Genomic DNA, 25,783 nt, shown 5'->3' on the forward strand with positions numbered 1-25,783 from the left:
TTAAGGTAAGCGTCTTTCGCTCTTGTAGGCCGGATAAGCGCAGCGTCATCCGGCTTTTTCAGACCGCAGGAACACACATGACCACCATCGCTCTCATCGACGACCACCTTATCGTCCGCTCCGGCTTTGCCCAGCTTCTTAACCTCGAACCGGATTTCCAGGTCGTGGCCGAGTTTGGCTCCGGTCACGAGGCGCTGGCGGGCCTGCCGGGGCGCGGGGTGCAGGTCTGTATCTGCGACATCTCGATGCCGGATCTCTCCGGGCTGGAGCTGTTGAGCCAGCTGCCGAAAGGGATGGCGACGATCATGCTCTCGGTCCACGACAGCCCGGCGCTGGTCGAGCAGGCGCTCAACGCGGGCGCACGCGGCTTCCTCTCCAAACGCTGTAGCCCGGACGAGCTGATCGCTGCCGTGCGCACCGTCTCCACCGGCGGCTGCTACCTGACGCCGGATATCGCCATCAAGCTGGCGGCCGGACGTCAGGATCCGCTCACCAGACGCGAGCGCCAGGTGGCGGAGAAGCTTGCCCAGGGCATGTCGGTGAAAGAGATTGCCGCCGAGCTGGATCTGTCGCCGAAAACCGTGCACGTCCACCGCGCCAACCTGATGGAAAAACTCAACGTCAGCAACGACGTCGAGCTGGCGCGCCGCATGTTCGACAGCTGGCAATGAGTCCCGTGTTTTCGCGGCTGATCGCCGTCGTCGCCAGTTTTTTTATCTTCTCCGCCGCGTGGTTTTGCCTGTGGAGCATCAGTCTGCATCTGGTGGAACGTCCTGAGCTGGCGGTGCTGCTGTTTCCCTTCGGCCTGCGTCTGGGGCTAATGCTCCAGTGCCCGCGCGGCTACTGGCCCGTTTTGCTCGGCGCGGAGTGGCTGATGCTGGTCTGGCTGGCGCAGGAAGTGGCCCTCGCACATCTTCCCTTATTGATGACCGGAAGCCTGCTCACGCTTCTCCCCGTTGCCCTGATTTCCCGCTACCGCCACCAGCGCGACTGGCGCACGCTGCTGCATCAGGGGGCGGCGCTGATTGCCGCCGCGCTGTTGCAGTCACTGCCGTGGTTAGGCGAGAAGGAGATGCTTAACGCCCTGCTTCTGACCCTTACCGGCGGCCTGACCCTCGCGCCGACCTGTCTGGTTTTCTGGCACTACCTCACCAGCACCGCCTGGCAGCCGCTCGGCCCCGCGCTGGTCTCCCAGCCGGTGAACTGGCGCGCCCGGCATCTCATCTGGTATTTGCTGCTGTTTATGGTGAGCCTGTGGCTGCAGCTTGGTCTGCCCGCCGAGCTTTCGCGCTTCACGCCGTTTTGCCTGGCGCTGCCGATCATCGCTCTGGCCTGGCACTACGGCTGGCAGGGGGCGCTGATCGCCACGCTGATGAACGCCATCGCGCTGATCGCCAGCCAGACCTGGCACGACCATCCGGTAGATCTGCTGCTCTCGCTGCTGGCCCAGAGCCTGACCGGACTGCTGCTCGGCGCGGGCATTCAGCGTCTTCGCGAGCTGAACCAGTCCCTGCAAGCCGAGCTGGCGCGCAACCGTCGTCTGGCGGAGCGTCTGCTGGAGACTGAGGAGAGCGTGCGTCAGGAGGTGGCTCGCGAGCTGCACGATGATATCGGCCAGACCATTACCGCCATCCGCACCCAGGCGGGCATTGTTCAGCGCCTGGCGGCGGATAACGCGGGCGTGAAGCAGGGCGGGGCGCATATCGAACAGCTTTCGCTGGGTGTCTATGACGCCGTTCGCCGCTTGCTGGGACGGCTGCGTCCGCGCCAGCTTGATGACCTGTCGCTGGAGCAGGCGATACGCTCCCTGATGCGCGAGATGGAGCTGGAAAGCCGCGGCATTGTCAGTCATCTCGACTGGCGCATTGATGAATCATTGCTCAGCGAAGGCCAGCGCGTGACGCTGTTCCGCGTCTGCCAGGAGGGGCTGAACAACATCGTCAAACACGCCAATGCCAGCGCGGTGACGCTCCAGGGCTGGCAGCAGGACGAGCGCCTGATGCTGGTGATTGAAGACGACGGCTGTGGCCTGCCGCCGGGCTCCGGCCAGCAGGGCTTTGGCCTGGCGGGCATGCGCGAGCGCGTGAAGGCGCTGGGCGGCACGCTGACCCTCTCCTGCACCCACGGGACGCGCGTCAGCGTCAGTTTGCCGTTAAGGACGTACCATGTTTAAAACCCCAACCAGCGCGGCTCCGTTGCGCGACAAGGCGGAAATCGACGCCCGCTATCGCTACTGGCGTCGCCATATCCTGATCACCATCTGGCTCGGCTACGCGCTGTTCTACTTCACCCGCAAAAGCTTCAACGCCGCCGCGCCGGAAATCCTCGCCAGCGGCGTGATGACGCGCACCGATATCGGCCTGCTGGCGACGCTGTTTTACATCAGCTACGGGCTGTCGAAGTTCTTCTCCGGCATCGTCAGCGACCGCTCCAACGCGCGCTATTTCATGGGCGTTGGGCTGATCGCCACCGGCGTGGTGAACATCCTGTTTGGCTTTTCCACCTCGCTGTGGGCCTTCGCCCTGCTGTGGGCGCTGAACGCCTTTTTCCAGGGCTGGGGCGCACCGGTCTGCGCCCGCCTGCTCACCGCCTGGTACTCGCGCAACGAGCGCGGCGGCTGGTGGGCGATCTGGAACACCGCGCATAACGTTGGCGGGGCGCTGATCCCGATGGTGGTGGGGGCTGCCGCGCTGCACTACGGCTGGCGCACGGGGATGATGATTGCCGGTGCCCTCGCGATTGTCGCCGGGCTGTTCCTCTGCTGGCGCCTGCGCGACAGGCCGCAAACCGTCGGCCTGCCGGCGGTGGGCGACTGGCGGCACGACGAGATGGAGATTGCCCAGCAGCAGGAGGGCGCCGGGCTGTCCCGCCAGGAAATCCTCACCAAATACGTGCTGAAAAACCCGTACATCTGGCTGCTGTCCCTCTGCTACGTGCTGGTCTACGTGGTGCGCGCGGCGATCAACGACTGGGGCAACCTGTATATGTCCGAGACGCTCGGCGTGGACCTGGTGACCGCCAACTCTGCGGTGACGATGTTTGAGCTGGGCGGGTTTATCGGCGCGCTGGTGGCGGGCTGGGGCTCGGACAAGCTGTTCAACGGCAACCGCGGCCCGATGAATCTGATTTTTGCCGCCGGGATTTTGCTCTCCGTGGGCTCGCTGTGGCTGATGCCGTTCGCCAGCTACGTGATGCAGGCGGCGTGCTTCTTCACCATCGGCTTTTTCGTGTTTGGTCCGCAGATGCTGATCGGCATGGCGGCGGCAGAGTGCTCGCACAAAGAGGCGGCAGGCGCGGCGACGGGCTTTGTCGGGCTGTTTGCCTACCTCGGCGCATCGCTCTCCGGCTGGCCGCTGGCACGGGTCATCGACGTCTGGCACTGGAGCGGATTCTTCGCGGCGATCGCCATCGCGGCGGGCATTTCCGCCCTGCTGCTGCTGCCGTTTTTGCACGCCCAGGCGCCGCGCGAAGCGTGACGTGCCTCACCTTTTGTTGCCGAATGGCGCAAAACTAAGAAATTTTCCCGGTTTCACCTGGACGCTGTCTCAGGCATCTCTCCCGGCTGATTTTTACAATGCTGCAAAAATCAGCTCAGGAGTAAACCAACCATGCTGGCCTTCTTAAACCAGGTGCGCAAGCCGACCCTGGATCTGCCGCTCGACGTGCGGCGCAAGATGTGGTTCAAACCGTTCATGCAGTCTTATCTGGTGGTCTTCATCGGCTACCTGACCATGTACCTGATCCGCAAAAACTTTAACATCGCGCAGAACGACATGATCTCCACCTACGGGCTGAGCATGACGCAGCTGGGGATGATTGGCCTGGGCTTCTCCATCACCTACGGGGTGGGGAAAACGGTTGTGTCCTACTACGCGGACGGCAAAAACACCAAGCAGTTCCTGCCGTTTATGCTGATCCTCTCCGCCATCTGTATGCTTGGCTTCAGCGCCAGCATGGGCGCGGGCTCCGTCAGCCTGTTCCTGATGATTGCCTTCTACGCCCTGAGCGGTTTCTTCCAGAGCACCGGCGGGTCGTGCAGCTACTCCACCATTACCAAATGGACGCCGCGCCGCAAGCGGGGTTCGTACCTCGGCATGTGGAACATCTCCCACAACCTCGGCGGGGCGGGGGCGGCAGGCGTGGCGCTGTTTGGCGCGAACTACCTGTTCGACGGCCACGTCATCGGCATGTTTATCTTCCCGTCGATTATCGCCCTGATCGTCGGCTTTATCGGCCTGCGCTTCGGCAGCGACTCCCCGGAATCGTACGGCCTCGGCAAAGCCGAAGAGCTGTTCGGGGAGGAGATCAGCGAAGAGGACAAAGAGACCGAAGAGAACGAGATGTCCAAATGGCAGATCTTTGTTGAGTACGTGCTGAAAAACAAAGTGATCTGGCTGCTGTGCTTCTCAAACATCTTCCTGTACGTGGTGCGCATCGGCATCGACCAGTGGTCAACGGTGTACGCCTTCCAGGAGTTGAAGCTCTCGAAAGAGGTGGCTATTCAGGGCTTCACCCTGTTCGAAGTGGGCGCGCTGGTCGGCACGCTGCTGTGGGGCTGGCTCTCGGATCTCGCCAATGGCCGCCGTGCGCTGGTGGCCTGCGTCGCGCTGGCGCTGATTATCGCCACGCTGGGCGTGTATCAGCACGCCAACAACCAGTACGTTTACCTGGCGTCCCTGTTTGCGCTCGGCTTCCTGGTGTTTGGCCCGCAGCTGCTGATTGGCGTGGCGGCCGTAGGGTTCGTGCCGAAAAAAGCGATCGGCGCCGCCGATGGGATTAAAGGCACCTTCGCCTACCTGATCGGCGACAGCTTCGCCAAGCTTGGCCTGGGGATGATCGCCGACGGTACGCCGATTTTCGGCCTTACCGGCTGGGCGGGCACCTTCGCGGCGCTGGATGCGGCAGCGATTGGCTGTATCGTCCTGATGGCGATGGTCGCGGTGCTGGAAGAACGTAAAATTCGCCGCGAGAACCGCGCGCAGAAATTAAAAGCGGCCTGAGTGTGCAGGTAACGTCTTTGCCCGGCTGGCCGCCGGGCTTTTTTGTTTAAGCGGTTCTATCATACAAATGAAGAATATTTCGCTTTCAGGCGGGCAATGATCCTGTCCATCGCGCCCCGCTCGCGGGCGTAATTTTCCTCATAGCGTTTTTTCCCCTGTACCGCCAGCATCGGGCGCCAAACCTGCGGCGGGTTGTGCTCTGCGCCTTTGTTGACCGGGTCGTTTTCATCCGGGCGGCAGGCCTCCTCCACTTCAGGCGGCCAGACGGGAATGCGGCAGGTGAGCATCACCAGCCAGCGCGTGATGCTGACAAAAAACACAAAAGGAAAGAGCGGGAGGTTAACCAGCCACCCCAGCCTGCTGGTCATTTTGCTGATATAGAGCAGCCCAAAAAACCAGCCTTCCTTCTGTTTTTCGACAGGGAGACAGTAAGTGACGATATCAGCGAGGTCTGCCACGCAGTCGTCCTCTTCCATGTAGCAGCGGATGTATTCCCAGAAAACCTCAAGGTATTCCGGGCCCCAGTTGTTGCTGACGGGGAGGGGAATGTAGTGTGTGACGGTTTCACCGTCATCTGCGAGCGTGCAGCCAACAATGGACCACGACTCGGGTTTGCCGCCGTTGGAGATACGGACGAACTCCAGGTCGTGCCACGGGACGACGAGCACGGGCTTACCGTTGCGAAAGAGATAGACGGTTTTATTTTTGCGGTTAAAGCGGATGGGGTAGTGGGTATAGTTAAAGACCTCCAGAACCAGGAATTTATAGGTCACCCAGGAAAGAGGGAGGATAAAAATAGCCCAGGCAAAAATCAGAGCCAACCAGGATGACGCTTTAATGTGATGACCAAGAAACAGAAACTGAAATATTGGCCAGAGAAAAGAAGCGATAAACATCATGCAAAACCCAAAGGCGGCAAGCAGCGTCCCGGAACCACGGGAAAAATAGAGCCGGTCAACCAGTTCCAGGCAGGTGGAGTTGATACGAATAACGCTGTCCATGGCGGATACGGCAGTGACGCCGGGGTTGCCTTTTCCACGGAAATAGCGCTGTAACACGGTCTTGTCCGTGATGCGGGTGAACGTGCCCATGTACATCCGGGACGGATCGAGGGGGAGTCGTTTAAACATGCTTTCTCTTCTCCCGGCGCTTTTTTGGCTGAACAGACGGTGGATATTTCGCTTTCAGCCGGGCAATGATCCTGTCCATCGCGCCCCGCTCGCGGGCGTAGTTTTCCTCATAACGCTTTTTTCCCTGTACCGCCAGCATCGGGCGCCATACCTGCGGCGGGTTGTGCTCTGCCCCTTTGTTGACCGGGTCGTTTTCATCCGGGCGGCAGGCCTCCTCCACTTCAGGCGGCCAGACGGGAACGCGGCAGGTGAGCATCACCAGCCAGCGCGTGATGCTGACAAAAAACACAAAAGGGAAGAGCGGGAGGTTAACCAGCCACCCCAGCCTGCTGGTCATTTTGCTGATATAGAGCAGCCCAAAAAACCAGCCTTCCTTCTGTTTTTCGACGGGGAGACAGTAAGTGACGATATCAGCGAGGTCTGCCACGCAGTCGTCCTCTTCCATGTAGCAGCGGATGTATTCCCAGTAAACCTCAAGGTATTCCGGCCCCCAGTTGTTGCTGACGGGGAGGGGAATGTAGTGTGTGACGGTTTCGCCGTCATCCGCGAGCGTGCAGCCGACAATGGACCATGACTCGGGTTTGCCGCCGTTGGATATGCGGACAAACTCCAGGTCGTGCCACGGTACGGCGAGTACGGGTTTACCGTTGCGAAAGAGATAGACGGTTTTATTTTTGCGGTTAAAGCGGATGGGGTAGTGGGTGTAGTTAAAGACCTCCAGAACCAGGAATTTATATGACAGCCAGGATAGAGGTAATACAAATATAATCCATATAATACTTAATACACCCCAGGGGGTATTCTCCCCTTGCCCCAAAAAAAATGCCTTAAAAACCAACCAAAGAAAGCACACGCCAAAAAATAAGCCAAAGAAAAAACTGGCAATTAATGTACCGGAACCACGGGAAAAATAGAGCCGGTCGACCAGCTCCAGACAGGTGGAGTTGATGCGGATCACGCTGTCCATGGCGGACACCGCAGTGACGCCGGGGTTGCCTTTTCCACGGAAATAGCGCTGTAACACGGTCTTATCCGTGATGCGGGTGAACGTGTTCATGTACATCCGGGACGGATCGAGGGGGATACGTTTAAACATATTATGCATTTCCTTTGCCCAAGGCTTTGAACGCGTCTTGTTCCAATAGACTATTTTGGTATTGTGTTGGAATAGTTGATTCGCCATCAGGAATGCGCCGCCATAAGGTGCTTGCCAGCCATCCCTGGATCTCATTACGCGTCTGGCTGACTAACCAGGCGTTCGCTCCTAAAATCAATAACACGCTGACAAAGATCCCCCAAGGGCCGAGGATCAGGGCAAACAGGCTACCTTCCGCCACGCTGGCACTTGAAAGACCTAGATAGGTTAGTAGAGGAAGAATGATGGATTTTCCGGTGGCCAGAGTCATAAGACCAACACCTAGAGAATTGACCAAATGAGCTATACCAATATCCGTTTTACCCTCAGATATCTTTATTATGCCATCTGTAAATTCAACACCGGTAAATACTAACCCTCCCAGAAATCCAAGCCGCTCCCACCATGGCCAACTGGCGATTTTTAGCACAAATCGAGCACCAAACGTCACCGTCGGAGAAAGCTCTAATCGGATAATTCCAGCGGAAGCGCGCTTCAGGGTATCCATTGCGGCTGCCCATGCCATAGCGCCATTTGACGAGAAGCGCGCCCATCCGTCGGGTGTTCCGGGCCATCCCTCTTTTTGAAAACCATTTAGCACGACCCATCCCTGAAACAGAGCTGAAAAGGTGCTTCCAGCAAAGGGGAAGGCATTATGACCGAGTTCTGAGAGTATGGTATTGCCTGATATCCCTTGGGCTTTTGCAAGCTGAAGGTGAGTGGAGAACGGAAACACGGCGTTGACGATCTCATCCTCTGTTTTCAGTACGGATCCAAGTTTCGCCAGACGTTCATGTTCAGAAAGGGCCTGTAGTTTCTTCACCTCATCAATATCTATCAGTGTGGGTAAATAGGTTTTTATCCTTGCTGTTTCAGATATGCCACGGGACATGTATTCAGCTTCTTTCTGCAGTGCCTGGTAAAGCCGCCCGCCTGTCTTACCACTCATTTCAAGAAGACCAGCCATACCCCGCGTGAGGGCGTTAAGGTATTGTTTTGTTCCTGTATCAACGGGTATTCGCAAAAACGCTTTTCCCTGTATAGCAAGAATAGAAATCGCAAAATTGACCTGTACGCCTTTGGCCATTTCGCCTGTCGCTTTCATGATTGCAGGCAGGTACAGGTAATGCAGCCTTTCAAGCGCGAGGTTTATTGCTGATGAATATTGTTGACTGATTTCCTTTACACCATCAGCCAACCTGTCCCAGCTGATACCTTTATCCCAGTCCCGACCGCCATGCGTATTCATTTCGGCTTCGAACTGCGAGATCCATGCATTATTGTTAAAAAACACCGCCCTTAAAAGATAGTTTTGCTCCTCCTTTTCAGACATATACAACTGTTGCTCAATAAACTTTATAACCCCGGCCTTATCCTCCATACCTACCAGACAATTAAATACGGTTTGAATGTAACGAGCACCACTGTGAGGCGAAGTTGGATCAAAATGTTGAATGAAGTAGGACTTCATTGCCGTGCTTTGTAACCAATTAAGAAACATTCTGGTCATCGGAACGATAATGCGTTCGTTATAGCTTGTAATGTGCTTAATCAGCTTGCTGGTAAATTCGTTTTGCTGATTTCTGTCGATATACTTTTCGTAGTGCTGCCAGACCTCGTTAACTCGCTCATTGCGTGTTTCTTCATCCAGCCTGTGAAGTTTTTCTGCTGATTCAGGATCGGGAAAATGTGGCCCGGCAGGGCTATCCCAACCGAAACGGGTTTTTTGTTCATTCCTGATATCACTGTCCTTCACCGTCTGGAACAGGCATTCCCGAACTGAGAGTTCCAGTCCGTTCAACATCGCACTTAATGCAATACCACGTTTAAATTCAGGGTTGTCGGTTATCGCCTGGTCAAAACGATATCGCGACAGTGATGAGATTTCCATGGCAGCAGCTACTGGGTCAGAAAGTAAAAGAAGTGCACCATGCTGAGCATCCAGGCTAGTTGCAGCTTTAATTAATTCACTGGCTGAATTCGCCGTTACTGGTTTAAATGGCGTAGGTGTCCAGTCTTTCATTTGACAAATACGGACCGAAGGGCTGTATTCCGCTACGGTCTGTGTGAGGAGATTGATAGACCTGGCCTGTTGACCTTGATGTGTCATCAACCATGCATCCATATCAAATTTTTGCATATACATTTGTTGCCATTCTGGCTTTTCATGTAACTGGCGGGTTTTATCAGTCCATTGCTCTTCAGACCAAATGAACCAGTAACTACCATTTTGTATACCCGGCGGCTTCATGGGGAGTGTGATAAGTGAAGCCGCCGCTAATTCTTGCGGTTGTGCGATACATGGCTTCAACTCCCCCTCAAACAATCGAGGCGGAACATTACCGTTTTGCGGAAGGGGATAAAAATAGCCATCATCAGTCACAAAGTAGTTTAACCAGTAACGGCATTGCTCGGACCAAATATACAAAAATCCCTTTCGTAATAGTCGCGCGGTATAGTCTGTTTCGCCTTCTGGTTGTATGGAAGGTGAAAAATCACTGGGGAGAGAAGGTAAGTCATCTCCCTTTGCCATGACTGCTGGGCGTATCGGTAGTAATGGCATACCCATACGTCGACAAAAATTGCATCCATGCGTCGTATTCATTCTATCCCTGTCTTATTGATATCTAAAAAGTATTGTAAGGGGATGATTATAACCATACAAAAAAAAAGGTTAAGATATGTCAGAGTCTAAATTACGGCAGCACGATATTTTAGGAAATTAACCTGTTTAATACGTATTACAGGTTTTGAGGATTGCGTCTACGGCGCTGCGCTCATCAAGCATTTTCAAAAGGTTAAGATCAGGCGCGCGCAGATCCGCTTTCATGCCGATTTTCCACCTGTTTTCCATTCACTATTATGTTTATGCCCGCTGTCGACACGCTGCGTTTCCCGCTATGATGAGCGGCTAGTCTAAGGAGAACGCATGGTCTGGATAATGCTGGCAACGCTTGCCGTGGTGTTTGTGGTGGGATTTCGCGTCCTGACCTCAGATTCCCGCCGCGCCATCAAACGTTTAAGCGAACGGCTGGGGATTACCCCGATGCCGATCGAGTCGATGATTGACCAGTTCGGTAAAACACCGGGCAATGAATTTATCCGCTACCTTGAGCGGCCTGACGAGGCGCATCTGCAAAACGCCGCGCAGGTGCTGCTCATCTGGCAGGTCTGTATTGTCGACGGTAGCGAAGAGAATCTGCATACCTGGCACCGTATGCTGCGTAAAGCCCGCCTTGCCGCACCCATTACCGACGCGCAAATTCGTCTGGCACTTGGCTTTATGCGCGAAATGGAGCCCGATCCGCAGGAGCTGAACGTCTTCCAGCTGCGCTATAACCAGCTATTTCTGCCGGAAGAAGGTGTGTTTTATCTGCATTAAGCCTTTTTCCCGCACAAGATATTCTGAGCGTTCAGGATCTCCTCTCTGTTTTCATTGAGGCGGGTTGCGGCATAGATATCAATATTTAATCTCTTTGCCTCATCGTCCGTTAGTTCGCGATAGCATAGCCCCTCCTGATTGAAGGTGCATTTTGACTGAGGCAGTAGCGCAAACCCTTTCCCTCTTGCGATACGGCTTAGCATCACGAGGGAATCATCCGGCTCTTTAATACGCTTCAGCGGCGTTTTCAGCGTGTCAAAGTAGCTTTCGCATTTATCATAGAATGACGGATTAGCGCTTCTCGAAAACCAAAAAAGTGGAAGATCGCTAATGTCTTCCAGCGAGACTTTCTCTTTCAGACTGGCAGGATGTAAAGAAGGCATTGCGATGAGCAACGGTTCCTGGCAGACCCAGCGGTATTGAACAATGTCTTCATGACCCGTTCCTTTTTCCCCGGTCAGCACCAGATCCAGCATATTTTTAGACAAGCTTTGCAGCAGCTGTGCTGACGTCAGGTCGGGCGTTTCAACGTCATCTCCGACGTTCATTTTTTGAAGCTGGGTATTTACAGGTTCAATATATTCAAAATTAAGCGTGCGCGTGAGACCGATGCGCAGACTCGTTTCTGAAGAGTGAGGATCTTCTTTTAAGCTGCTGATGTCTTTGAGTATTTTTTCTGCCTGAACGACCAGCGCTCGGCCTGCTTCAGTGAGGCTAACGTCATGCGTGCTGCGACTGAACAACTGACGTTTCAACACCGCTTCAAGGCATTTTATCTGACGCGTCAGAGGAGGTTGAGTCATGCGCAGACGTTCGGCAGCCTTACGAAAGTTCAGTTCATGTGCAACAGCGAGAAAGCATTGTAATTGTTTGATACTGGGCAGGTTATTGCTGATTAAATGTTCTGCTGTAGCCATACGTGGGTCCTAAATGCGAAAAGGTATTTCGTCTTTTTTCCATTTCGATATTACACGCTAAATGCTGGCAGCAAAACCCGTTTTAACAGTAATACAAAAAATATATTACAAATTTAACAATTCCAATAGTTTCCTGTATTGATAAATTTCTATCCGAATCCTCACTTAATCAATACTCGGAGTAATTATGTCGTCTAAATATGTACTGTTATCACGCTTCCCATTAAAAAACACTTTTTCTGAAAAAGAATTTACTTCCTTAAAAAGCAATGAAAACGTTCGCTACTATACCTGTGAAGAAAACGGCGTTAATGAATTGCTGGAATTACGCGCATTCAACGATATTAAAGAAATTGCATGGGTTGAAAGTGAAATGGAATCCATGTTCCATCGTTTCTCTGAAGTTCTTTCTGCCGATATCCGTCGCGAACTGCTTAAGTTTGTTGAATCCCCAATTGATAATAAAAATAGCTTGCCACAATCAAATTATATTCAACTCCGACACGTCGAAGTGCCTGCGCATAACTATCAGCAGTACCGTCAGTGGCGCGATGAAACCATTTTTAATGTTGTAAGAGATAACAAAGATAAGATTGAAAGTTTCGAAGCATTTCATTCACTGATCAGCGGCGTTCCGGGTGTAATGTTTATCTCCTCATTCAACGGCGATAAAGCAGCATATAAAGAAGCATTTACCAATGCGCGTTATCAGGAAATCATTCAACAGGCCGGCGATAACTTTATTACTGGCGGTAATGACGGCCTTTATACACGTATCTATCGTGCTTGCTGTTGTTGAGGGACAATGAATGAACTGTAAAAAGTTGGTAGTTGTTGGCGATAAATTTAATGAATTTGCCAATGGTAAAGATGTACTGACTATATCTCAGCTAGAATTATTGACTCAAATACCTGCGAATATCATTGATAAAGAACATGAAATTATTGTTGGGCAGGGCGTGCGCAAGGATTTTGCCGGAAAGGTAATTTCAAACCAGGCAAGAAATGCGATTCATGGTAATAAGTTAAAAATGTGCTCTCTGGAAAAACTGGTTAGCGACAAAAAAAATGCTTATTGCCATAAAAGACTGGAACAGAATGTACTTATAGGACCTGCGGAACAAGCTGAGCATAACCACGATCTTTATGCGATGCCGCTGTTAATTGATGAGCGTTGCGAATTGATGGCGGATCATCAGACGGGGCAGCATATTCAGGGAATGCTCCTGGTTGAAGCCAGCCGACAGGCCTTTATCGGTGTCACCGAAGAATTTATTTACCAGCAGGAAAGTGGACGCTATTACGTCATTAATAGCATGGCAATCAATTTCGCCAGTTTCCTGTTCCCTTTACCGGCGCTGGTCCACTTTGAATTTCTTGAAAAAGATATTAACGACCGCCGGGGGCGTTTCAAGGCTCAGGTTCGCGTCACTCAGCACCAAACGCTTTGCGCGACAATGGATGTCTCGTTCACCGTTTATCCTTCAGCCCTGATTACAGAGAAAGAGAAATCTCTGGCTGAGGTTGCCATGCAGGCGACCATTGTTGAGCAGCAAGGGGTGACTCAGGGGGTAACGCATGCCTGAATTACGTAGCCAGAAATACCGTCTGGCTGCGACCACGCAGGGGCCGCTTTACCCCCCTGCGGAGGTCATGGACGGGAAGGGTAATTTTGTCGTGGTGGGCATGGTGCCAGGGGATAACGGACTGCAGTGGCGAAGCGTCATTGTCTCTCCGGACAGCCCGCTTCCGGCATTTGGGGAAGTCGCACCCTATAACATTCTGTGCGATCTGGAAAAGATGCCTCAGGACGCGTTGAAGGACATCATTCTTCATACTCTTCCTTTACCCATTCCGATGAACAACTATCGGATGATTTTCGCACCAGAACAGCGGCCACAGGCCAATAATGAAATAAGGCCTGGCCTGCCACTTCATGAAGGCTATATCGCGGATTATCGCAGCAGCGATGGAAAGCGAGAGATCGAGCCAGTGACCCTCGCTGCCTGGCTCGAGGCAGAGGGCTCCTTTGAGGTCACATTGTCCGAAGATAAGAAACGAGCCCGGTTCACGTTTTCGTTCCGGAGCCTTGTTCCGGATAGCGTTTACACCGTGATGAGTCTCAGGGAAAACGATCTAGCCTCGGAGGATCCGAGCAGGCCAGGTCCGCTGGGAATACCCAACGTATTTATAACCGATAGCGAAGGTAATGCCGAATATTGGGCTGAGTTAACCGATCCTTTCCCGGCTCCGGCGAGGAAAGGAAACAGAATTATTAACGTAGTCGTACTTTATATGAGCTCGCGTCAGAGCTACGGCGGGGCAATTGGCTTTTATGGTCTTGGAGGCGATATCCATGCCCATTTAAAACTCAAAGGCCGTTCCTTCGATGAATTTACAACTATAGAGTGAGAAAAATATGCCATTTGTTCATGTTATGACCTGGCCTGCGAAAGATGAAAATCAAATCATAAGACTCCAGGAAGATATTACATTTGCCGTTCACAAAAACACGGGTGCGCCGCTGGATAAAATTTCCGTGGTGGTTTCTGAAATTGCGCCTTCTCGCTGGGCGGATGCAGGCGTGTCTGGTACGGATAGAGATTTTCCGGTTAAGAGTCGAAGAAAAAACTACGAGGAATAAAGTTTGCGTAAACATGCCGCTTTTTTTGATGTTGATGAAACGCTTATAAATATTAAAAGCATGTTTGATTTCTATGATTTCTGGTGCAGGGAAAATAATCAAAACGATCGTCTTCAACGCTATATGTCTCGTTTTCGCACCGACGTGAAAAACGGCGTGCCAAGGGAAGCCCTGAACAGAGATTATTATCGTCAGTTTAAAGGTGTGTCTTGTCGTTATCTGGAAGAAATGGGTGAGAAGTGGTTCAGGCGTAAGCTGGAAAGCGAGTTTTTTATTGAGAGTGCTGTTTCAGCCCTTAAAAAACATCAGAACCAGAACATGTATACCGTATTTATATCGGGCTCTATGCTTCCGATTCTTTCACCCATTGCAAAATATCTTGGAGTAACGGAAGTACTCTGTGCGCCGGTGATAATAAATGACGAAGGTGAGTTGACGGGTGAAATCGGCCTGCCTCAAACAATTGGAACAGGTAAAAAAGACGCGCTTATCGCCTTTTGCGATGATAAAGAGATTAACCCCGTGGATTGTTATGCCTACGGCGACGATCTTTCGGATATTCCAATGCTGGAAGCCACTGGCCATCCCGTCTGTGTGGGAGAGCATTCCGCGCTTACCAGATATGCAACTGAAAAAAATTGGCACATTATTTAAATCCTTATTGAGGTAAGTAGTATGACTTCAGAACTCACTCCGCAGAATATGACGTTAAGGTCATGGCTTGCTTTATTCATTCTGGCTATTTCAACCTTTACTATTGTCACCACCGAACTGGCGCCAGTCGGATTATTAACGCCAATCGCAGAGGGGCTACAGTCTTCGGAATCTGCGGTGGGCATGACCGTGTCGCTTTATGCCTGGGTGGGGGCGTTGAGTGCGCTGTTTGCCTCCGTCTTTTTAGGGAATGTGGCCAAGAAGCGGCTTTTACTTGTGCTTACCGTGGTACTTCTGGTCTCTAACGTTATGGCTGCGACGGTAAACGTCTATAGCATGCTGCTTAGCGCCCGCGTACTGGGTGCGCTCGCTCACGGCGCATTCTGGGCGATGATCGGCGCAACGGCGGTGGCTATGGTCCCTGCCAGATATATAGGGGCGGCGACGTCAATCGTATTTGGTGGTGTTTCCGCAGCAAGCGTTTTTGGCGTACCGGTATCCAACTATATTGGTATTCACTTCGGCTGGCGGCAGGCATTTTGGCTGATGGCCGCGCTGAGCGTAATTGCCTTTGTGGGTATTAGCGTTCTTGTTCCCAGGATTACCAGCAAAAGTGCGCTCGGGCTGGATGCGCTTAAAGGCGTGCTGAAATCGTCAACATTATGGAAAATTTACTCAGCAACCTTGCTGGCTGTGACGGCTCACTTTGCTGCCTTTACGTACATTGAACCCTGGCTACACACGCAGAGTTTACTGTCCACCACCATTATTCCTGCTGTGCTTTTTGTTTACGGCATCGCGGGTCTGGCAGGTAATTTCCTGACCGGCGTGTTGATTGATAAGTATCTCAAGCTGACGGTCTCTTTGTCTGTACTGCTGATCTGTGCAGTGCTGCTGTTCCTGGGCCTGTCTGGTTCCTCGCTCTCTGCTGCGTTGATATTTACCAGTATGGTTGTCTGGGGTGTCGCCGTATCAGGAATATTTGTCGGTTTCCAGACGTGGGTTTTACGTATGGCAGAGGATAAAGCCTTCCCGGCCTCCGCAATCTACGTTTCATTTTTCAATACCGCGATTGGTATCGGTGCGTCAGTCGGTGCCTGGATGGTTTCATCATTTTCAATGCCGCTCCTGTATATCGTCGCCGGTACGGCCATCGGTCTGTCCGTTCTGCTTGTCGCGGTTATTCCGGCAACGTTGACCGCAAAACAATCCCGTATGGAGAAATCTTATGAGTCAAATTAATGACCGCACGCGCTATGGCAGAGAGATTATGGACCGTCTTGAAGCGGGGCTCGCGGATAAAGTCACCCGCCGCCTGAGCGAGCTCGACCCGGGGCTGCCCGCCCTGATTACCGACTATGCGTTCGGGGATGTGGTGGGTCGTCCGGGACTGAATCTCAAAACGCGCGAAATGTTGACCGTCGCCTCGCTTGTGACGCTGGGTAATGCCATGCCGCAGCTAGAACTGCATATGCGAGGCGCGCTCAATACCGGCGTGACGCCGGAAGAGCTGCTTGAAATTGTAATACAGATGGCGGTATATGCTGGCGTTCCCGCCTGCATGAATGGTCTTACTGCATACCGCGCGGCAATGGCCGCGACGGGCCATACTTTGCCAGGACTGAAGGGAAGTGACGCATGAGCGAGATTGTTATTATTGCAGCCCGCCGCACGGCGACGGGCGCATTTCAGGGCGCGCTTGCGGAGCATTCAGCCTCTGATCTGGGAAGCCGCGTCATTCAGGCGCTCCTGAAAGAATCTGGCGTAGAAGCCAGTGATATCTCTCAGGTCATTATGGGACAGGTTCTTACTGCGGGGTGCGGCCAGAACCCGGCCCGACAGTCGGCACTGAATGCTGGATTGCCCGTAGATACGCAATGTCTGACGGTAAACAAAGTGTGCGGGTCCGGGCTTAAGGCGGTCCATCTTGGCATGCAGGCGCTGCAGACGGGTGAGGCTGAGTTTGTTATCGCCGGTGGTCAGGAGAGTATGTCCAACGCGCCGCATATCGCCACGACGTCGCGTAGCGGAACGCGGCTGGGTGATATTACTCTCAAAGATAGCCTGGTTTCTGACGGGCTCTGGGATGCCTTCAACGATTATCACATGGGTATCACTGCAGAGAATGTTGCGACGGAGTTTGGTATCAGCCGCGAAATGCAGGATGAATATGCCCTTGTCTCTCACCACAATGCGCTTGAAGCGCAGGCGCGTGGCATTTTTGAGCGTGAAATTGTCCCGGTTGAATGGCAGACGCGAAAAGGTGAAACGATCAGCGTGGAGAGGGATGAAGGACCCCGTGCAACCAGTATCGAAAAATTGACGAAACTGAAGCCTGTCTTCCGAAAAGAGGGTACGGTGACGGCGGGAAATGCTTCATCGTTGAATGACGGTGCCGCGGCGGTCCTGCTTTGTACGCGTGAGACTGCCGAAGCACGTAGTTTGCCGGTTCTGGCATCGCTGGGCGTATTTTCCAATTCCGGTATCCAGCCGGCATTAATGGGTGCAGCCCCGATTCAGGCCATTGCCGACTGTCTTTCCCGCTCGGGATGGAAGCCTGAGGATGTCGATCATCTCGAATCCAACGAAGCGTTTGCCGCCCAGGCGCTGGCCGTGATTCAGCAGGCCGGAATTTCCCCGGATCGTATCAATCCATACGGCGGGGCAATCGCGCTTGGGCATGCGATAGGTGCATCCGGCTGCCGAATTTTGGTGACGCTGGTTCATTCCCTGATCCGTAATGATGCCAGGCGTGGCGTTGCCGCACTGTGCGTTGGCGGCGGGGAAGGCGTCGCGTTGAGCGTTTATCGCTAACGGCGTATCTGTGGATATAAAAAAACCGGGGAAACCCGGTTTTTTATTTTCAAGATGCTGTATCAGGCATTCACGCCCTTCATACCCTCGGCAGAATAACGATCGCCTTTAATCGCTACCCGGCGATGAAGGTTGTTCAACGATTCGATATCGCTCTTCTCAAGCACAATATCGGCAGCGCGCGCGTTCTCGGCCAGATAGCTAACGTGCTTAGTACCCGGAATGGGAACCAGCCGATCGTATTGTGCTAACAGCCAGGCAAGCGCAATCTGACCTGCGGTACAGCCGTATTTTGCCGCCAGCGGGGTAATGATATCGAGCAACTGGCGATTATGATCGAGGCTGGACTGAACAAATCGTTCGTTATTCTTGCGGAAATCACCTTCTGCAAAATCGTTGTTGTTCAGGTATTTTCCCGTCAGGAAGCCTCTGCCAAGAGGTGAGTAGGGCACCAGGCCGATACCTAGCGCTTTCACGACCGGCAAAATGTTTTCCTCGATGTCTCGTGTCCACAGAGAATATTCTGTTTGCAATGCGGTGACCGGATGCACCGCATGAGCCCGTTGCAGCGTTGAAGCCGACACTTCGCAAAGGCCGATGTGGTTGATCTTGCCCTCTTTAACAAGGGTGCGCAGACAATCCATACTCTCTTCGATCGGGGTTGCGTTACTCACTCTGTGAAGATAAAAGAGGTCGATTCGCTCCACGCCAAGCCGCTTAAGGGATTCGTTACAGCAGCGGATGATATAGTCCGGCGTATTGTTGATGGTGCGGGCGTAGGACTCGTCAGGAGAGCGATCGATGCCGCACTTCGTGGCAATTTTGAACTGGTCGCGCGTGTTTTTATCCAGCCCGGCAAGAAAGTGACCGATTAGCCTTTCATTATGGCCACGGCCATATAAATTTGCGGTATCAATAAACGTCACGTTCAGATCGATGAGGTTATGCAATACCTGCAGTGAGCCTTTGTCATCAGTCTGGCCATAAAATTCACTCAGACCCATGGCACCGTAGCCGACGGCACTGACGGTAAGATTTTGAGATAAAGTACGTGTTTTCATAGTTTCTCCTTTTCAGACGCTATGATTGTTTCACCTCAATTGTGGTTACTGAATTTTCATTTTCGTTATGCTGAAAAGGTATCAGTCACCGCCGATCTGCCTTCCGAATCATTAAAAACGACAAAAGTTGTCTAAACGTTAAATTCGTCACACTTTTGATGATAAACTGCGCGACTTTTCCGCACGTTTTTATCTTCAGGTGACGCCATGACAGAACATATCCAGCCCACAACCAGACCGCAGACCAAAGAGGTGTCGCGCCCCAACTGGTCGGCGGTTTTCTCCGTGGCGTTCTGCGTCGCCTGCCTGATTACCGTTGAGTTTCTACCGGTGAGCCTGCTGACGCCGATGGCGCAGGATCTGGGCATTTCCGAAGGCGTGGCGGGGCAGTCCGTTACCGTCACCGCCTTTGTGGCGATGTTCGCCAGCCTGTTTATCACTCAGGTGATTGGCGCGATTGATCGCCGCAAAGTGGTCATTCTGTTCAGCGTGCTGCTGACGCTCTCCTGCCTGCTGGTCTCTTTCGCGGAAAGCTTCACTCTGCTGCTGCTCGGTCGCGCCTGTTTGGGGCTGGGATTAGGCGGCTTCTGGGCGATGTCGGCCTCGCTTACCATGCGCCTGGTGCCCGCGCGCACCGTGCCAAAAGCGCTGTCCGTTATCTTCGGCGCGGTCTCTATTGCGCTGGTGATTGCCGCGCCGCTAGGCAGCTTCCTTGGTGGGATTATCGGCTGGCGTAACGTCTTTAACGCGGCGGCAGTGATGGGTGTGCTCTGCATTATCTGGGTGTGGAAGGCGCTGCCGTCCCTGCCGGGCGAAGCGGCGCACCACAAACAGAACATGTTCGCGCTGCTCAAGCGTCCGGGCGTGCTGGCGGGGATGACCGCCATCTTTATGGCCTTTGCCGGGCAGTTTGCCTTTTTCACCTACATCCGCCCGGTGTTTATGACCATGGCGGGCTTTGACGTGGACGGCCTGACGCTGGTGCTGCTGAGCTTCGGTATCGCCAGCTTTATCGGCACGTCGCTGTCGTCCCAGTTCCTGAAGCGCTCCCTGAAGGTGGCGCTGGCGGGTGCGCCGTTGCTGCTGGCGGTGAGTGCCACGGTGCTGATTCTGTGGGGTAGCGACAAGTGGGTTGCCTCGGCGATTGCGATTATCTGGGGCTTTGCCTTTGCGCTGGTGCCGGTGGGCTGGTCGACGTGGATCACCCGAACGCTTGCCGATCAGGCGGAAAAAGCCGGGTCGATTCAGGTGGCGGTGATCCAGCTGGCGAACACCTGCGGTGCGGCCATTGGCGGCGTGGCGCTCGACCATCTGGGGCTGACGTCGCCGCTGGTGATTTCCGGCACGCTGATGCTGCTGACCGCGCTGCTGGTGGCGGGAAAGGTTAAGGCGAAGTAGTGTTTTTCTCCCTCTCCCGTGGGAGAGGGTTGGGGTGAGGGCATCAGGCTACGCCGATGCCTTAACCCTTCTACGCGAATCCATCGAAATCAGCACCACCGACGACACAATCAGCAGCGTCCCCAGCCAGTCCGGCAGCGTAAACGCCACGCCAAGCAACACCACCGACAGCAACGCGCTGCTCAGCGGCTCGGCGCAGCTCAGAATGCTCGCCTTCGGCCCGCCGATCATCTGCGCGCCCTTCAGGTACAGGCTGAACGTCAGCGCCGTGCCGATCACCACCAGGTAGAAAAACGCCAGCAGCAGGCCGCCGTCAATCACGAAAGTGGTGCCGCGCCCGGCGTAGAACGGCGTCAGCATTAACCCGGCAATCAACATGCTCCAGCCGACAATCGGCAGCGTGCCGTAGCGGGCAATCAGCGCTGACGGATAGGTTGTGTAAAACGCGGCGGCAAACGCCGAGGCGATGCCGAAGAACAGCGCGGCAGGGGAGATGGAGAGCGAGGTTGGGTCGCCGTGTGTCACCAGCAGGAAGGTGCCGATCAACGACGTAAAAATCGCTGACAGGACAAACACGCCGGGACGCGTTTTCCGCGCCAGGGCGAACCACGCCACAATGATGGTCGGCGACAGAAACTGGAGCACGGTCGCCGTAGCGGCGTTGGATTTTTCAATCGTCAGCAGGAAGGTGAGCTGCACGGTGAGCGCGCCGACCAGCGAGAAAAACAGCAGACTGAGCGCGTCTTTACGATGCTTGATGATCGAGAAAATCTTGTCGCCGTGAACGAAGGAGAGCGTCAGCAGGATCACGCCGGTAAACAGCAGGCGAACCATGGTCAGGTAAGGCGAAGAAATGTGGCTTTTCTCCATGATGTACTGCGCGCAAACTCCGGAACTGCCCCATAAAACGGCGGCGATCAGGACGTTCAGCATCCCTTTGCGTGTGGAACCCATTTTCTCCCCTGCTATGTTGTCGTTAATTGGCCAACAGCATAGCATGGTTGTGTGCGGCCTGATGCCCTCACCTCGGCCCTCTCCCACGGGGAGAGGGGGAAAACCGTAGGCCGGGTAAGCGTAGCGCCACCCGGCATGTTGTTGACCTTAGAACCACGCCTCCCACATCGCGCCGACGTTGAAGTCGTCGAGCGTCTCGTCTTTGGTATTGTTCACGCGCGCGGTGCGTTCATTATCCACCTTGCCGCCGGTGACGTAGAAGCGCAGCATCGGACGGAACTCAGGCCCCATGGCGATAGACATGTTCTGCGACAGGGTCAGCTTCCAGCCCTTGTTGTCGCCGCCGTTGTCGAAGTCAACGTGCTGCCAGCCTGCTTCCAGCCAGGTAGAGTGAACGTCGTTCCACCAGTGCATCGGGCGCACGATGGCGTTGTAGTTCTTGCGGTTGTCGGTCTTATCGTGGCTGTTGTCGTAGTCGTGGAAGGCGAGGATGTACTCCACCTGCGTGGCCTGGGTGAATTTATACAGCCCTTCGAAGCTGGCGTAGACCGTGGTCAGATCTTCGGTTTTGTTGAACACGCTGTTGTCCGCGTTATCGGAGTAGCGGGCGATCACCTTGTTCACGCCGCTGTCGTTGGTGTGGCTCAGCACCACGCCGCCCTGCCAGGCGTTCAGGCGTTCGTCGCTTTCAACCGCTTTCGAATCAAAGCCATAGTTGGCGTACAGCTCCATGTCGATCGGGCCGAGCTTCATGCCGTGGATTTTGGAGGTCGCGGCGTAGTTGCCCTTGTCGCCCGTGCCGGAACCGCCGGTACAGGTGATGCGCGACGGGTTTGCTTCGTCTTCCATCACTTCCGGACTACAGGATTCGACTGCCGCCACGGCAGCCACGTCAAACTGCACGCCGCCGATGTCGAAGTTCTTCACCCCTGCGCCCTGGCCGTCGTGGTTCATCCAGAAGTAATCGTTGATGCCCTGCTGCGGACGCTGGTGGAAGTCACGACCGGCCCAGAAGTAGGCATTTGGGTTGGAGGCCATAATGTTGGTCACCCCCGCGTAGGCTTTTTTCAGGTTAACCTCGTCGCCCCAGTGGTCGATCATCACGTTGATGTCCCAGATGGCGCCGTTGTCCCCTTTGAAGGCCTTGGAGAGCTGGAATTCCCCGCCGTTACCTTCGTTACCCAGACGACCAATCGCGGACGCGCCGTTGTAGGAGCCGTCCACCGCCACGTATTTCTGATCGGCGGCCTGGAAGTGCGCGCCGTAGCGGGCGTAGCCGGTAAATTTAATGCCGAACGGGATCGCCATATCCGGGGATTGTGCCGCGCTTTGCGGCTCGGTCACCACGTCCGCTTTTTTCGCAACCGCCGCATCCATTTTGGCCTGACGCTCGGCCAGAGCTTTATCTACCGCTTTCGCCACAATGGCGTCGATTTGCTCCTGGGTAAATTCTTGTGCGAGTACGGAAATTGGGCAAAGCGCGGCGATAACCGCCATGGTTAATGGAAGTTTTTTAATTGTATTCATGGTTATCTCAATATAGTTTAATTTTATTCAGACAATAACCATCCCGCTCCGATCTGACAGAGTATGTCGCTATCATCAGAACAAGTGGATCTCTATTTAGGGTACAGAGGTATTACATTAACTTTATTTCGCCATAGACTATCTCTGATATAAATGAATAATTTCTTCAGACAGTTCACGCGCTAATAAGGAATTCATTAAATGATCCTGCGCGTGCACCATGATTAACGTCATCGGCTGGCGGCCTTCGCCCGCATCCTGCTCGATCAGTTTGGTCTGCATCTTGTGCGCCTGGCGCGCGTAGCCGTCGGCTTCGTGCAGCAGGCTTTTGGCCTCGTCAAAGTTGCCCTGACGCGCTGCGTGCAGCGCTTCAAAGCACAGGCTGCGGGACTGTCCGGCGTTGACGATAATTTCCATTACGGCTTCTTCTAGTGCGATCATCATTATTACTCTTTTTCAAAACTATTATTTAAGGCGGTGGCGGCAAACCACTCTCCGCTTTTCTTAATGGTGCGCTGCTGCGTCTCTAAATCAAGCTGGATAAATCCGTAGCGGTTTTTATAGGCATTGCACCACGACCAGTTATCAATAAACGTCCACATATGGTAGCCAAGGCAATTGCACCCTTCGCTAATCCCTTTATGCAGCCACGTTAAATGCTCAGAAATAAACTCGATGCGGTAGTGATCGTTAATCTGGCCATTTTCAATAAAGCGCTGTTCATTTTCGACGCCCATGCCGTTTTCAGAAATAAAGCAGCGAGGGTTGCCGTAATTGTCGCGCAGGTTAACCAGAATATCGTAAATACCCGGCGCGTAGATTTCCCAGCCGCGGTACGGATTCATCTTGCGGCCCGGCATCTCGTAGTTATCAAAGAACCACTCCGGCATAAACGGCGCCTGCGGGTTCACCGCGCTGTCGCGACACTTCACGCGACGCGGCTGATAGTAGTTCACGCCGAGCAGGTCGATTTTTCCTTCCGCAATCAACGCGCTGTCTTCCGGCCTGCAGGCGGGCAACTGATCGTAGGATTTCAGCAATGCCACCAGGTCGGCCGGATACTCCCCGCGCAGTACCGGGTCAAGGAAGCTGCGGTTAAACATCAGGTCCGCGATGTGCGCCGCCTTCACGTCCGCCGGGTTCTGCGAGCGCGGGTAGGACGGCGTCAGGTTCAGCACGATGCCGATCTCACCCGCGTAATGTCCGGCGCGGTAAGCCTGAACGGCCTTCGCGTGGGCCAGCACGGTGTGATACGCCACGGTGGCGGCCCGGCGGAAATCCACCACGTTGGGATAGTGGAAGTCGTACAGATAACCGCCCTCCACCGGGACGATGGGCTCGTTGAAGGTAAACCAGTGCAGCACGCGGTCGCCAAACAGCTCGAAGCAGATCTGCGCATAGCGGGCGTAAGCGTCCACCACGTCACGGTTTTCCCAGCCGCCGATCTCTTGCATCGCCATCGGCATGTCGAAATGGAACAGGGTGATAAACGGCGTGATGCCCTGTTCATTCAGCTCATCAATGACCTGATTGTAAAAATCGACCGCTTCCGGGTTCACTTCACCGATACCGTCGGGGATCAGGCGCGCCCAGCTAATCGAGGTGCGAAAGCTGTTGTGGTTCAGCTGCTTTAACAGCTGAATGTCCGTTTTCCAGTTTTGATAAAACGTGGAGGTGTGCTGCGGCCCCACGCCGTTGTGAAAACGGTTCGGCTCGCGGGCAAACCAGTAATCCCATGTGGTTTCCCCCTCTCTTGCCCCTTCGGTCTGGAGAGCGGAGCTTGCGCTGCCCCACCAGAAGTTATCGGGAAATGCGTATTTCATGTCCTTTCCTCTTTGACTTAATTGCTTGCGGCTTCAGCGGTACCGACGGTTGCCTGGGCTTTCTGCTCTTCGTTTTTCATCAGCGTACGCTCATAGGCGCGCAGGAACGGCAGGTACATCAGCGCGGACATCACCATACAGACCAGGCACATTATCACCGGACTGAGCGCCCAGTTTGCCGCCCATGAGGCACCAATCGGCGCGGGGGTGGTCCACGGGGTTAATGACACCACCTGAGCCAGCCAGCCGAGCTTCGTTGCGCCGTACGCCAGGCAGGCATTGACCAGCGGAACAAACACGAACGGGATAAACAGCATCGGGTTCATGATGATCGGCGCACCGAACAGAATCGGCTCATTGATGTTAAAGAAGCTCGGCACAATGCCCATTTTGCCGATGGTGCGCAGGTGCGTGGCGCGGCTGCGCAGCAGCAGGAACGCCAGCGGCAGCGTGGAGCCTACGCCACCAATCAGCAGGTAGTGATCCCAGAAGCCCTGCAGGTAAACGTGCGGCAGCGCCGCGCCTGCGGCGAGCGCCGCCTGGTTTGCGGAGAGGTTCGCCATCCAGAATGGGTTCATGATGCCGGTGACAATCAGCGAGCCGTGAATACCGGCAAACCAGAAGATCTGGCACAGCAGCACGGAGAGCAGTATCGCGGGCAGGGAGTCGGATGCGGATACCAGCGGCTCCAGCAGGTGCATGATCGCCTGCGGGATGATCATTCCGGTCTGCGCTTCAATGAACAGGTTCAGCGGGTGCAGCGTACCGATTACCACCATCACCGGGATCAGGATCTCAAACGAACGCGCCACGCCGGTGGGCACTTCCTTCGGCAGGCGGATGGTCACGTTGTTCTGCTTCAGCCACGCATAGACACGTGTGGCGTAAATCGCGGTGATAAGCGCGGTAAAGATGCCCTGACCGGAGAGATACTGGGTCGAGATTTTACCGTCGGCATACGGCGCGGCGACCAGCAGGAAGGCCATAAAGGCCAGCAGGCCGGACATCACTGGGTCGAGGTTAAACTGACGCCCCAGGCTCGCCCCAATCCCCACCGAAATGAAGAAGGTCATCACACCCATGCTGAGGTTAAACGGCAGCATCAGTTGTTCGCGGTAGGTCTGGGAGAAATCCAGCCAGCCGCGGGCGAAGCTGTTGGTGGTATCCGCCGAGAACGGCGGGAAGATGAACACCAGCATAAACGAGCCGATGATCATAAACGGTAGCGCGGCGGTAAAGCCGTCGCGGATGGCAATCACATACTTTTGCTGACCCAGCTTTGCGGCCAGCGGGGTAATTGACTGCTCAATCACCGCGACCATGGATTGATATAACGAACTCATG

General features: G+C 54.2%; 24 protein-coding genes. 14 read left to right on the forward strand and 10 right to left on the reverse strand.

Features of this window, described 5'->3' with window-relative positions; all coding sequences use genetic code 11:
* The first annotated feature begins 77 nt into the window (after positions 1-77).
* From uhpA to uhpT, 4 genes are all read left to right on the forward strand, one after another.
* Positions 78-671, forward strand: a complete 594-nt coding sequence (uhpA, locus tag IM303_RS09160; RefSeq protein WP_041911714.1) for a transcriptional regulator UhpA — start codon at positions 78-80, stop codon at positions 669-671.
* Positions 668-2,173: a signal transduction histidine-protein kinase/phosphatase UhpB gene (gene uhpB / locus IM303_RS09165; protein ID WP_192971848.1), complete on the forward strand. Its 1,506-nt coding sequence runs from the start codon at positions 668-670 to the stop codon at positions 2,171-2,173. The genes uhpA and uhpB overlap by 4 nt, the downstream gene beginning before the upstream one ends.
* Positions 2,166-3,476 (forward strand): MFS transporter, encoded by a 1,311-nt coding sequence (locus IM303_RS09170; RefSeq protein ID WP_041911712.1) that lies wholly within the window; start codon positions 2,166-2,168, stop codon positions 3,474-3,476. Before uhpB ends, IM303_RS09170 begins: the two co-directional genes overlap by 8 nt.
* A gap of 132 nt (positions 3,477-3,608) precedes the next feature.
* A complete protein-coding gene (uhpT, locus tag IM303_RS09175; RefSeq protein WP_192987400.1) occupies positions 3,609-5,000 on the forward strand; it encodes a hexose-6-phosphate:phosphate antiporter in 1,392 nt (463 codons plus the stop codon).
* A 59-nt stretch (positions 5,001-5,059) separates the two neighbouring features.
* Here the strand turns inward: uhpT and IM303_RS09180 are convergent, their stop codons facing one another.
* The 3 genes from IM303_RS09180 to IM303_RS09190 are packed head-to-tail and all read right to left on the reverse strand — an operon-like array spanning position 5,060 to position 9,870.
* Entirely contained in the window at positions 5,060-6,130 is a 1,071-nt protein-coding gene (locus IM303_RS09180; protein WP_193359841.1) for a DUF6708 domain-containing protein, read from the reverse strand.
* Positions 6,123-7,226 carry a DUF6708 domain-containing protein gene (locus IM303_RS09185; protein ID WP_192971846.1) on the reverse strand — a complete coding sequence of 368 codons (1,104 nt, stop codon included), beginning with the start codon at positions 7,224-7,226 and terminating at the stop codon, positions 6,123-6,125. Before IM303_RS09185 ends, IM303_RS09180 begins: the two co-directional genes overlap by 8 nt.
* 1 nt (position 7,227) lies before the next feature.
* The gene (locus IM303_RS09190) at positions 7,228-9,870 is read right to left on the reverse strand and encodes a T6SS effector BTH_I2691 family protein (RefSeq protein WP_192987395.1); all 2,643 of its coding nucleotides are present in this window, start codon (positions 9,868-9,870) and stop codon (positions 7,228-7,230) included.
* 324 nt (positions 9,871-10,194) lie between these two features.
* Between IM303_RS09190 and IM303_RS09195 the strand changes: the two genes are divergently transcribed.
* Positions 10,195-10,647, forward strand: a complete 453-nt coding sequence (locus IM303_RS09195; RefSeq protein WP_045260830.1) for a DUF1198 domain-containing protein — start codon at positions 10,195-10,197, stop codon at positions 10,645-10,647.
* Here IM303_RS09195 and IM303_RS09200 read toward each other — a convergent pair.
* Positions 10,644-11,564, reverse strand: a complete 921-nt coding sequence (locus tag IM303_RS09200) for a LysR family transcriptional regulator (RefSeq protein WP_049000249.1) — start codon at positions 11,562-11,564, stop codon at positions 10,644-10,646. The genes IM303_RS09195 and IM303_RS09200 overlap by 4 nt on opposite strands.
* Positions 11,565-11,751: 187 nt before the next feature.
* Between IM303_RS09200 and IM303_RS09205 the strand changes: the two genes are divergently transcribed.
* Genes IM303_RS09205 through IM303_RS09240 form a run of 8 tightly spaced genes read left to right on the forward strand, consistent with a single transcriptional unit; the run spans position 11,752 to position 17,676 of the window.
* Positions 11,752-12,363, forward strand: a complete 612-nt coding sequence (locus IM303_RS09205; RefSeq protein WP_049000250.1) for a hypothetical protein — start codon at positions 11,752-11,754, stop codon at positions 12,361-12,363.
* Positions 12,364-12,373: 10 nt separating this feature from the next.
* Entirely contained in the window at positions 12,374-13,150 is a 777-nt protein-coding gene (locus IM303_RS09210; RefSeq protein WP_028014968.1) for an AfsA-related hotdog domain-containing protein, read from the forward strand.
* Positions 13,143-13,976: a hypothetical protein gene (locus tag IM303_RS09215; RefSeq protein WP_049000252.1), complete on the forward strand. Its 834-nt coding sequence runs from the start codon at positions 13,143-13,145 to the stop codon at positions 13,974-13,976. Before IM303_RS09210 ends, IM303_RS09215 begins: the two co-directional genes overlap by 8 nt.
* Before the next feature lie 7 nt (positions 13,977-13,983).
* Positions 13,984-14,208: a 2-hydroxymuconate tautomerase gene (locus IM303_RS09220; RefSeq protein WP_041911708.1), complete on the forward strand. Its 225-nt coding sequence runs from the start codon at positions 13,984-13,986 to the stop codon at positions 14,206-14,208.
* Between the two features lie 3 nt (positions 14,209-14,211).
* Positions 14,212-14,862 (forward strand): HAD family phosphatase, encoded by a 651-nt coding sequence (locus IM303_RS09225; protein ID WP_059357167.1) that lies wholly within the window; start codon positions 14,212-14,214, stop codon positions 14,860-14,862.
* Positions 14,863-14,883: 21 nt separating this feature from the next.
* Positions 14,884-16,104, forward strand: coding sequence for an MFS transporter (locus IM303_RS09230; RefSeq protein WP_041911706.1), 1,221 nt, complete (start codon positions 14,884-14,886; stop codon positions 16,102-16,104).
* A complete protein-coding gene (locus IM303_RS09235) occupies positions 16,091-16,504 on the forward strand; it encodes a carboxymuconolactone decarboxylase family protein (RefSeq protein ID WP_106105267.1) in 414 nt (137 codons plus the stop codon). The genes IM303_RS09230 and IM303_RS09235 overlap by 14 nt, the downstream gene beginning before the upstream one ends.
* Positions 16,501-17,676 (forward strand): acetyl-CoA C-acetyltransferase, encoded by a 1,176-nt coding sequence (locus IM303_RS09240; protein ID WP_193359842.1) that lies wholly within the window; start codon positions 16,501-16,503, stop codon positions 17,674-17,676. Before IM303_RS09235 ends, IM303_RS09240 begins: the two co-directional genes overlap by 4 nt.
* Before the next feature lie 62 nt (positions 17,677-17,738).
* Here IM303_RS09240 and IM303_RS09245 read toward each other — a convergent pair whose 3' ends face one another.
* A complete protein-coding gene (locus IM303_RS09245; protein ID WP_049000259.1) occupies positions 17,739-18,737 on the reverse strand; it encodes an aldo/keto reductase in 999 nt (332 codons plus the stop codon).
* 207 nt (positions 18,738-18,944) lie between these two features.
* Between IM303_RS09245 and nepI the strand changes: the two genes are divergently transcribed.
* Entirely contained in the window at positions 18,945-20,135 is a 1,191-nt protein-coding gene (gene nepI / locus IM303_RS09250; protein WP_049000261.1) for a purine ribonucleoside efflux pump NepI, read from the forward strand.
* A gap of 48 nt (positions 20,136-20,183) precedes the next feature.
* Here nepI and IM303_RS09255 read toward each other — a convergent pair whose 3' ends face one another.
* From IM303_RS09255 to IM303_RS09275, 5 genes are all read right to left on the reverse strand, one after another.
* Positions 20,184-21,089: an EamA family transporter gene (locus IM303_RS09255; RefSeq protein ID WP_028014977.1), complete on the reverse strand. Its 906-nt coding sequence runs from the start codon at positions 21,087-21,089 to the stop codon at positions 20,184-20,186.
* A 147-nt stretch (positions 21,090-21,236) separates the two neighbouring features.
* A complete protein-coding gene (locus IM303_RS09260) occupies positions 21,237-22,616 on the reverse strand; it encodes a carbohydrate porin (RefSeq protein WP_049000263.1) in 1,380 nt (459 codons plus the stop codon).
* A gap of 138 nt (positions 22,617-22,754) precedes the next feature.
* Positions 22,755-23,057: a PTS lactose/cellobiose transporter subunit IIA gene (locus tag IM303_RS09265; RefSeq protein WP_028014979.1), complete on the reverse strand. Its 303-nt coding sequence runs from the start codon at positions 23,055-23,057 to the stop codon at positions 22,755-22,757.
* A 5-nt stretch (positions 23,058-23,062) separates the two neighbouring features.
* Complete coding sequence (locus IM303_RS09270; protein WP_192971842.1) at positions 23,063-24,439, reverse strand: glycoside hydrolase family 1 protein; 1,377 nt, start codon at positions 24,437-24,439, stop codon at positions 23,063-23,065.
* A 17-nt stretch (positions 24,440-24,456) separates the two neighbouring features.
* Positions 24,457-25,782, reverse strand: a complete 1,326-nt coding sequence (locus IM303_RS09275) for a PTS sugar transporter subunit IIC (protein WP_028014981.1) — start codon at positions 25,780-25,782, stop codon at positions 24,457-24,459.
* Position 25,783 lies beyond the last annotated feature (1 nt).

Origin of the sequence: Enterobacter cloacae complex sp. P38RS, from assembly GCF_014930775.1 — a bacterium.
GTDB classification, from domain to species: Bacteria; Pseudomonadota; Gammaproteobacteria; order Enterobacterales; family Enterobacteriaceae; genus Enterobacter; species Enterobacter bugandensis.

What these genes read in the sequence shown, in the direction of transcription:
- uhpA (WP_041911714.1), top strand. Translation starts at nt 78, where the DNA reads ATGACCACCATCGCTCTCATCGACGACCACCTTATCGTCCGCTCCGGC.
- uhpB (WP_192971848.1), top strand. Translation starts at nt 668, where the DNA reads ATGAGTCCCGTGTTTTCGCGGCTGATCGCCGTCGTCGCCAGTTTTTTT.
- IM303_RS09170 (WP_041911712.1), top strand. Translation starts at nt 2,166, where the DNA reads ATGTTTAAAACCCCAACCAGCGCGGCTCCGTTGCGCGACAAGGCGGAA.
- uhpT (WP_192987400.1), top strand. Translation starts at nt 3,609, where the DNA reads ATGCTGGCCTTCTTAAACCAGGTGCGCAAGCCGACCCTGGATCTGCCG.
- IM303_RS09180 (WP_193359841.1), bottom strand. Translation starts at nt 6,130, where the DNA reads ATGTTTAAACGACTCCCCCTCGATCCGTCCCGGATGTACATGGGCACG.
- IM303_RS09185 (WP_192971846.1), bottom strand. Translation starts at nt 7,226, where the DNA reads ATGTTTAAACGTATCCCCCTCGATCCGTCCCGGATGTACATGAACACG.
- IM303_RS09190 (WP_192987395.1), bottom strand. Translation starts at nt 9,870, where the DNA reads ATGAATACGACGCATGGATGCAATTTTTGTCGACGTATGGGTATGCCA.
- IM303_RS09195 (WP_045260830.1), top strand. Translation starts at nt 10,195, where the DNA reads ATGGTCTGGATAATGCTGGCAACGCTTGCCGTGGTGTTTGTGGTGGGA.
- IM303_RS09200 (WP_049000249.1), bottom strand. Translation starts at nt 11,564, where the DNA reads ATGGCTACAGCAGAACATTTAATCAGCAATAACCTGCCCAGTATCAAA.
- IM303_RS09205 (WP_049000250.1), top strand. Translation starts at nt 11,752, where the DNA reads ATGTCGTCTAAATATGTACTGTTATCACGCTTCCCATTAAAAAACACT.
- IM303_RS09210 (WP_028014968.1), top strand. Translation starts at nt 12,374, where the DNA reads ATGAACTGTAAAAAGTTGGTAGTTGTTGGCGATAAATTTAATGAATTT.
- IM303_RS09215 (WP_049000252.1), top strand. Translation starts at nt 13,143, where the DNA reads ATGCCTGAATTACGTAGCCAGAAATACCGTCTGGCTGCGACCACGCAG.
- IM303_RS09220 (WP_041911708.1), top strand. Translation starts at nt 13,984, where the DNA reads ATGCCATTTGTTCATGTTATGACCTGGCCTGCGAAAGATGAAAATCAA.
- IM303_RS09230 (WP_041911706.1), top strand. Translation starts at nt 14,884, where the DNA reads ATGACTTCAGAACTCACTCCGCAGAATATGACGTTAAGGTCATGGCTT.
- IM303_RS09235 (WP_106105267.1), top strand. Translation starts at nt 16,091, where the DNA reads ATGAGTCAAATTAATGACCGCACGCGCTATGGCAGAGAGATTATGGAC.
- IM303_RS09240 (WP_193359842.1), top strand. Translation starts at nt 16,501, where the DNA reads ATGAGCGAGATTGTTATTATTGCAGCCCGCCGCACGGCGACGGGCGCA.
- IM303_RS09245 (WP_049000259.1), bottom strand. Translation starts at nt 18,737, where the DNA reads ATGAAAACACGTACTTTATCTCAAAATCTTACCGTCAGTGCCGTCGGC.
- nepI (WP_049000261.1), top strand. Translation starts at nt 18,945, where the DNA reads ATGACAGAACATATCCAGCCCACAACCAGACCGCAGACCAAAGAGGTG.
- IM303_RS09255 (WP_028014977.1), bottom strand. Translation starts at nt 21,089, where the DNA reads ATGGGTTCCACACGCAAAGGGATGCTGAACGTCCTGATCGCCGCCGTT.
- IM303_RS09260 (WP_049000263.1), bottom strand. Translation starts at nt 22,616, where the DNA reads ATGAATACAATTAAAAAACTTCCATTAACCATGGCGGTTATCGCCGCG.
- IM303_RS09265 (WP_028014979.1), bottom strand. Translation starts at nt 23,057, where the DNA reads ATGATCGCACTAGAAGAAGCCGTAATGGAAATTATCGTCAACGCCGGA.
- IM303_RS09270 (WP_192971842.1), bottom strand. Translation starts at nt 24,439, where the DNA reads ATGAAATACGCATTTCCCGATAACTTCTGGTGGGGCAGCGCAAGCTCC.
- IM303_RS09275 (WP_028014981.1), bottom strand. Translation starts at nt 25,782, where the DNA reads ATGAGTTCGTTATATCAATCCATGGTCGCGGTGATTGAGCAGTCAATT.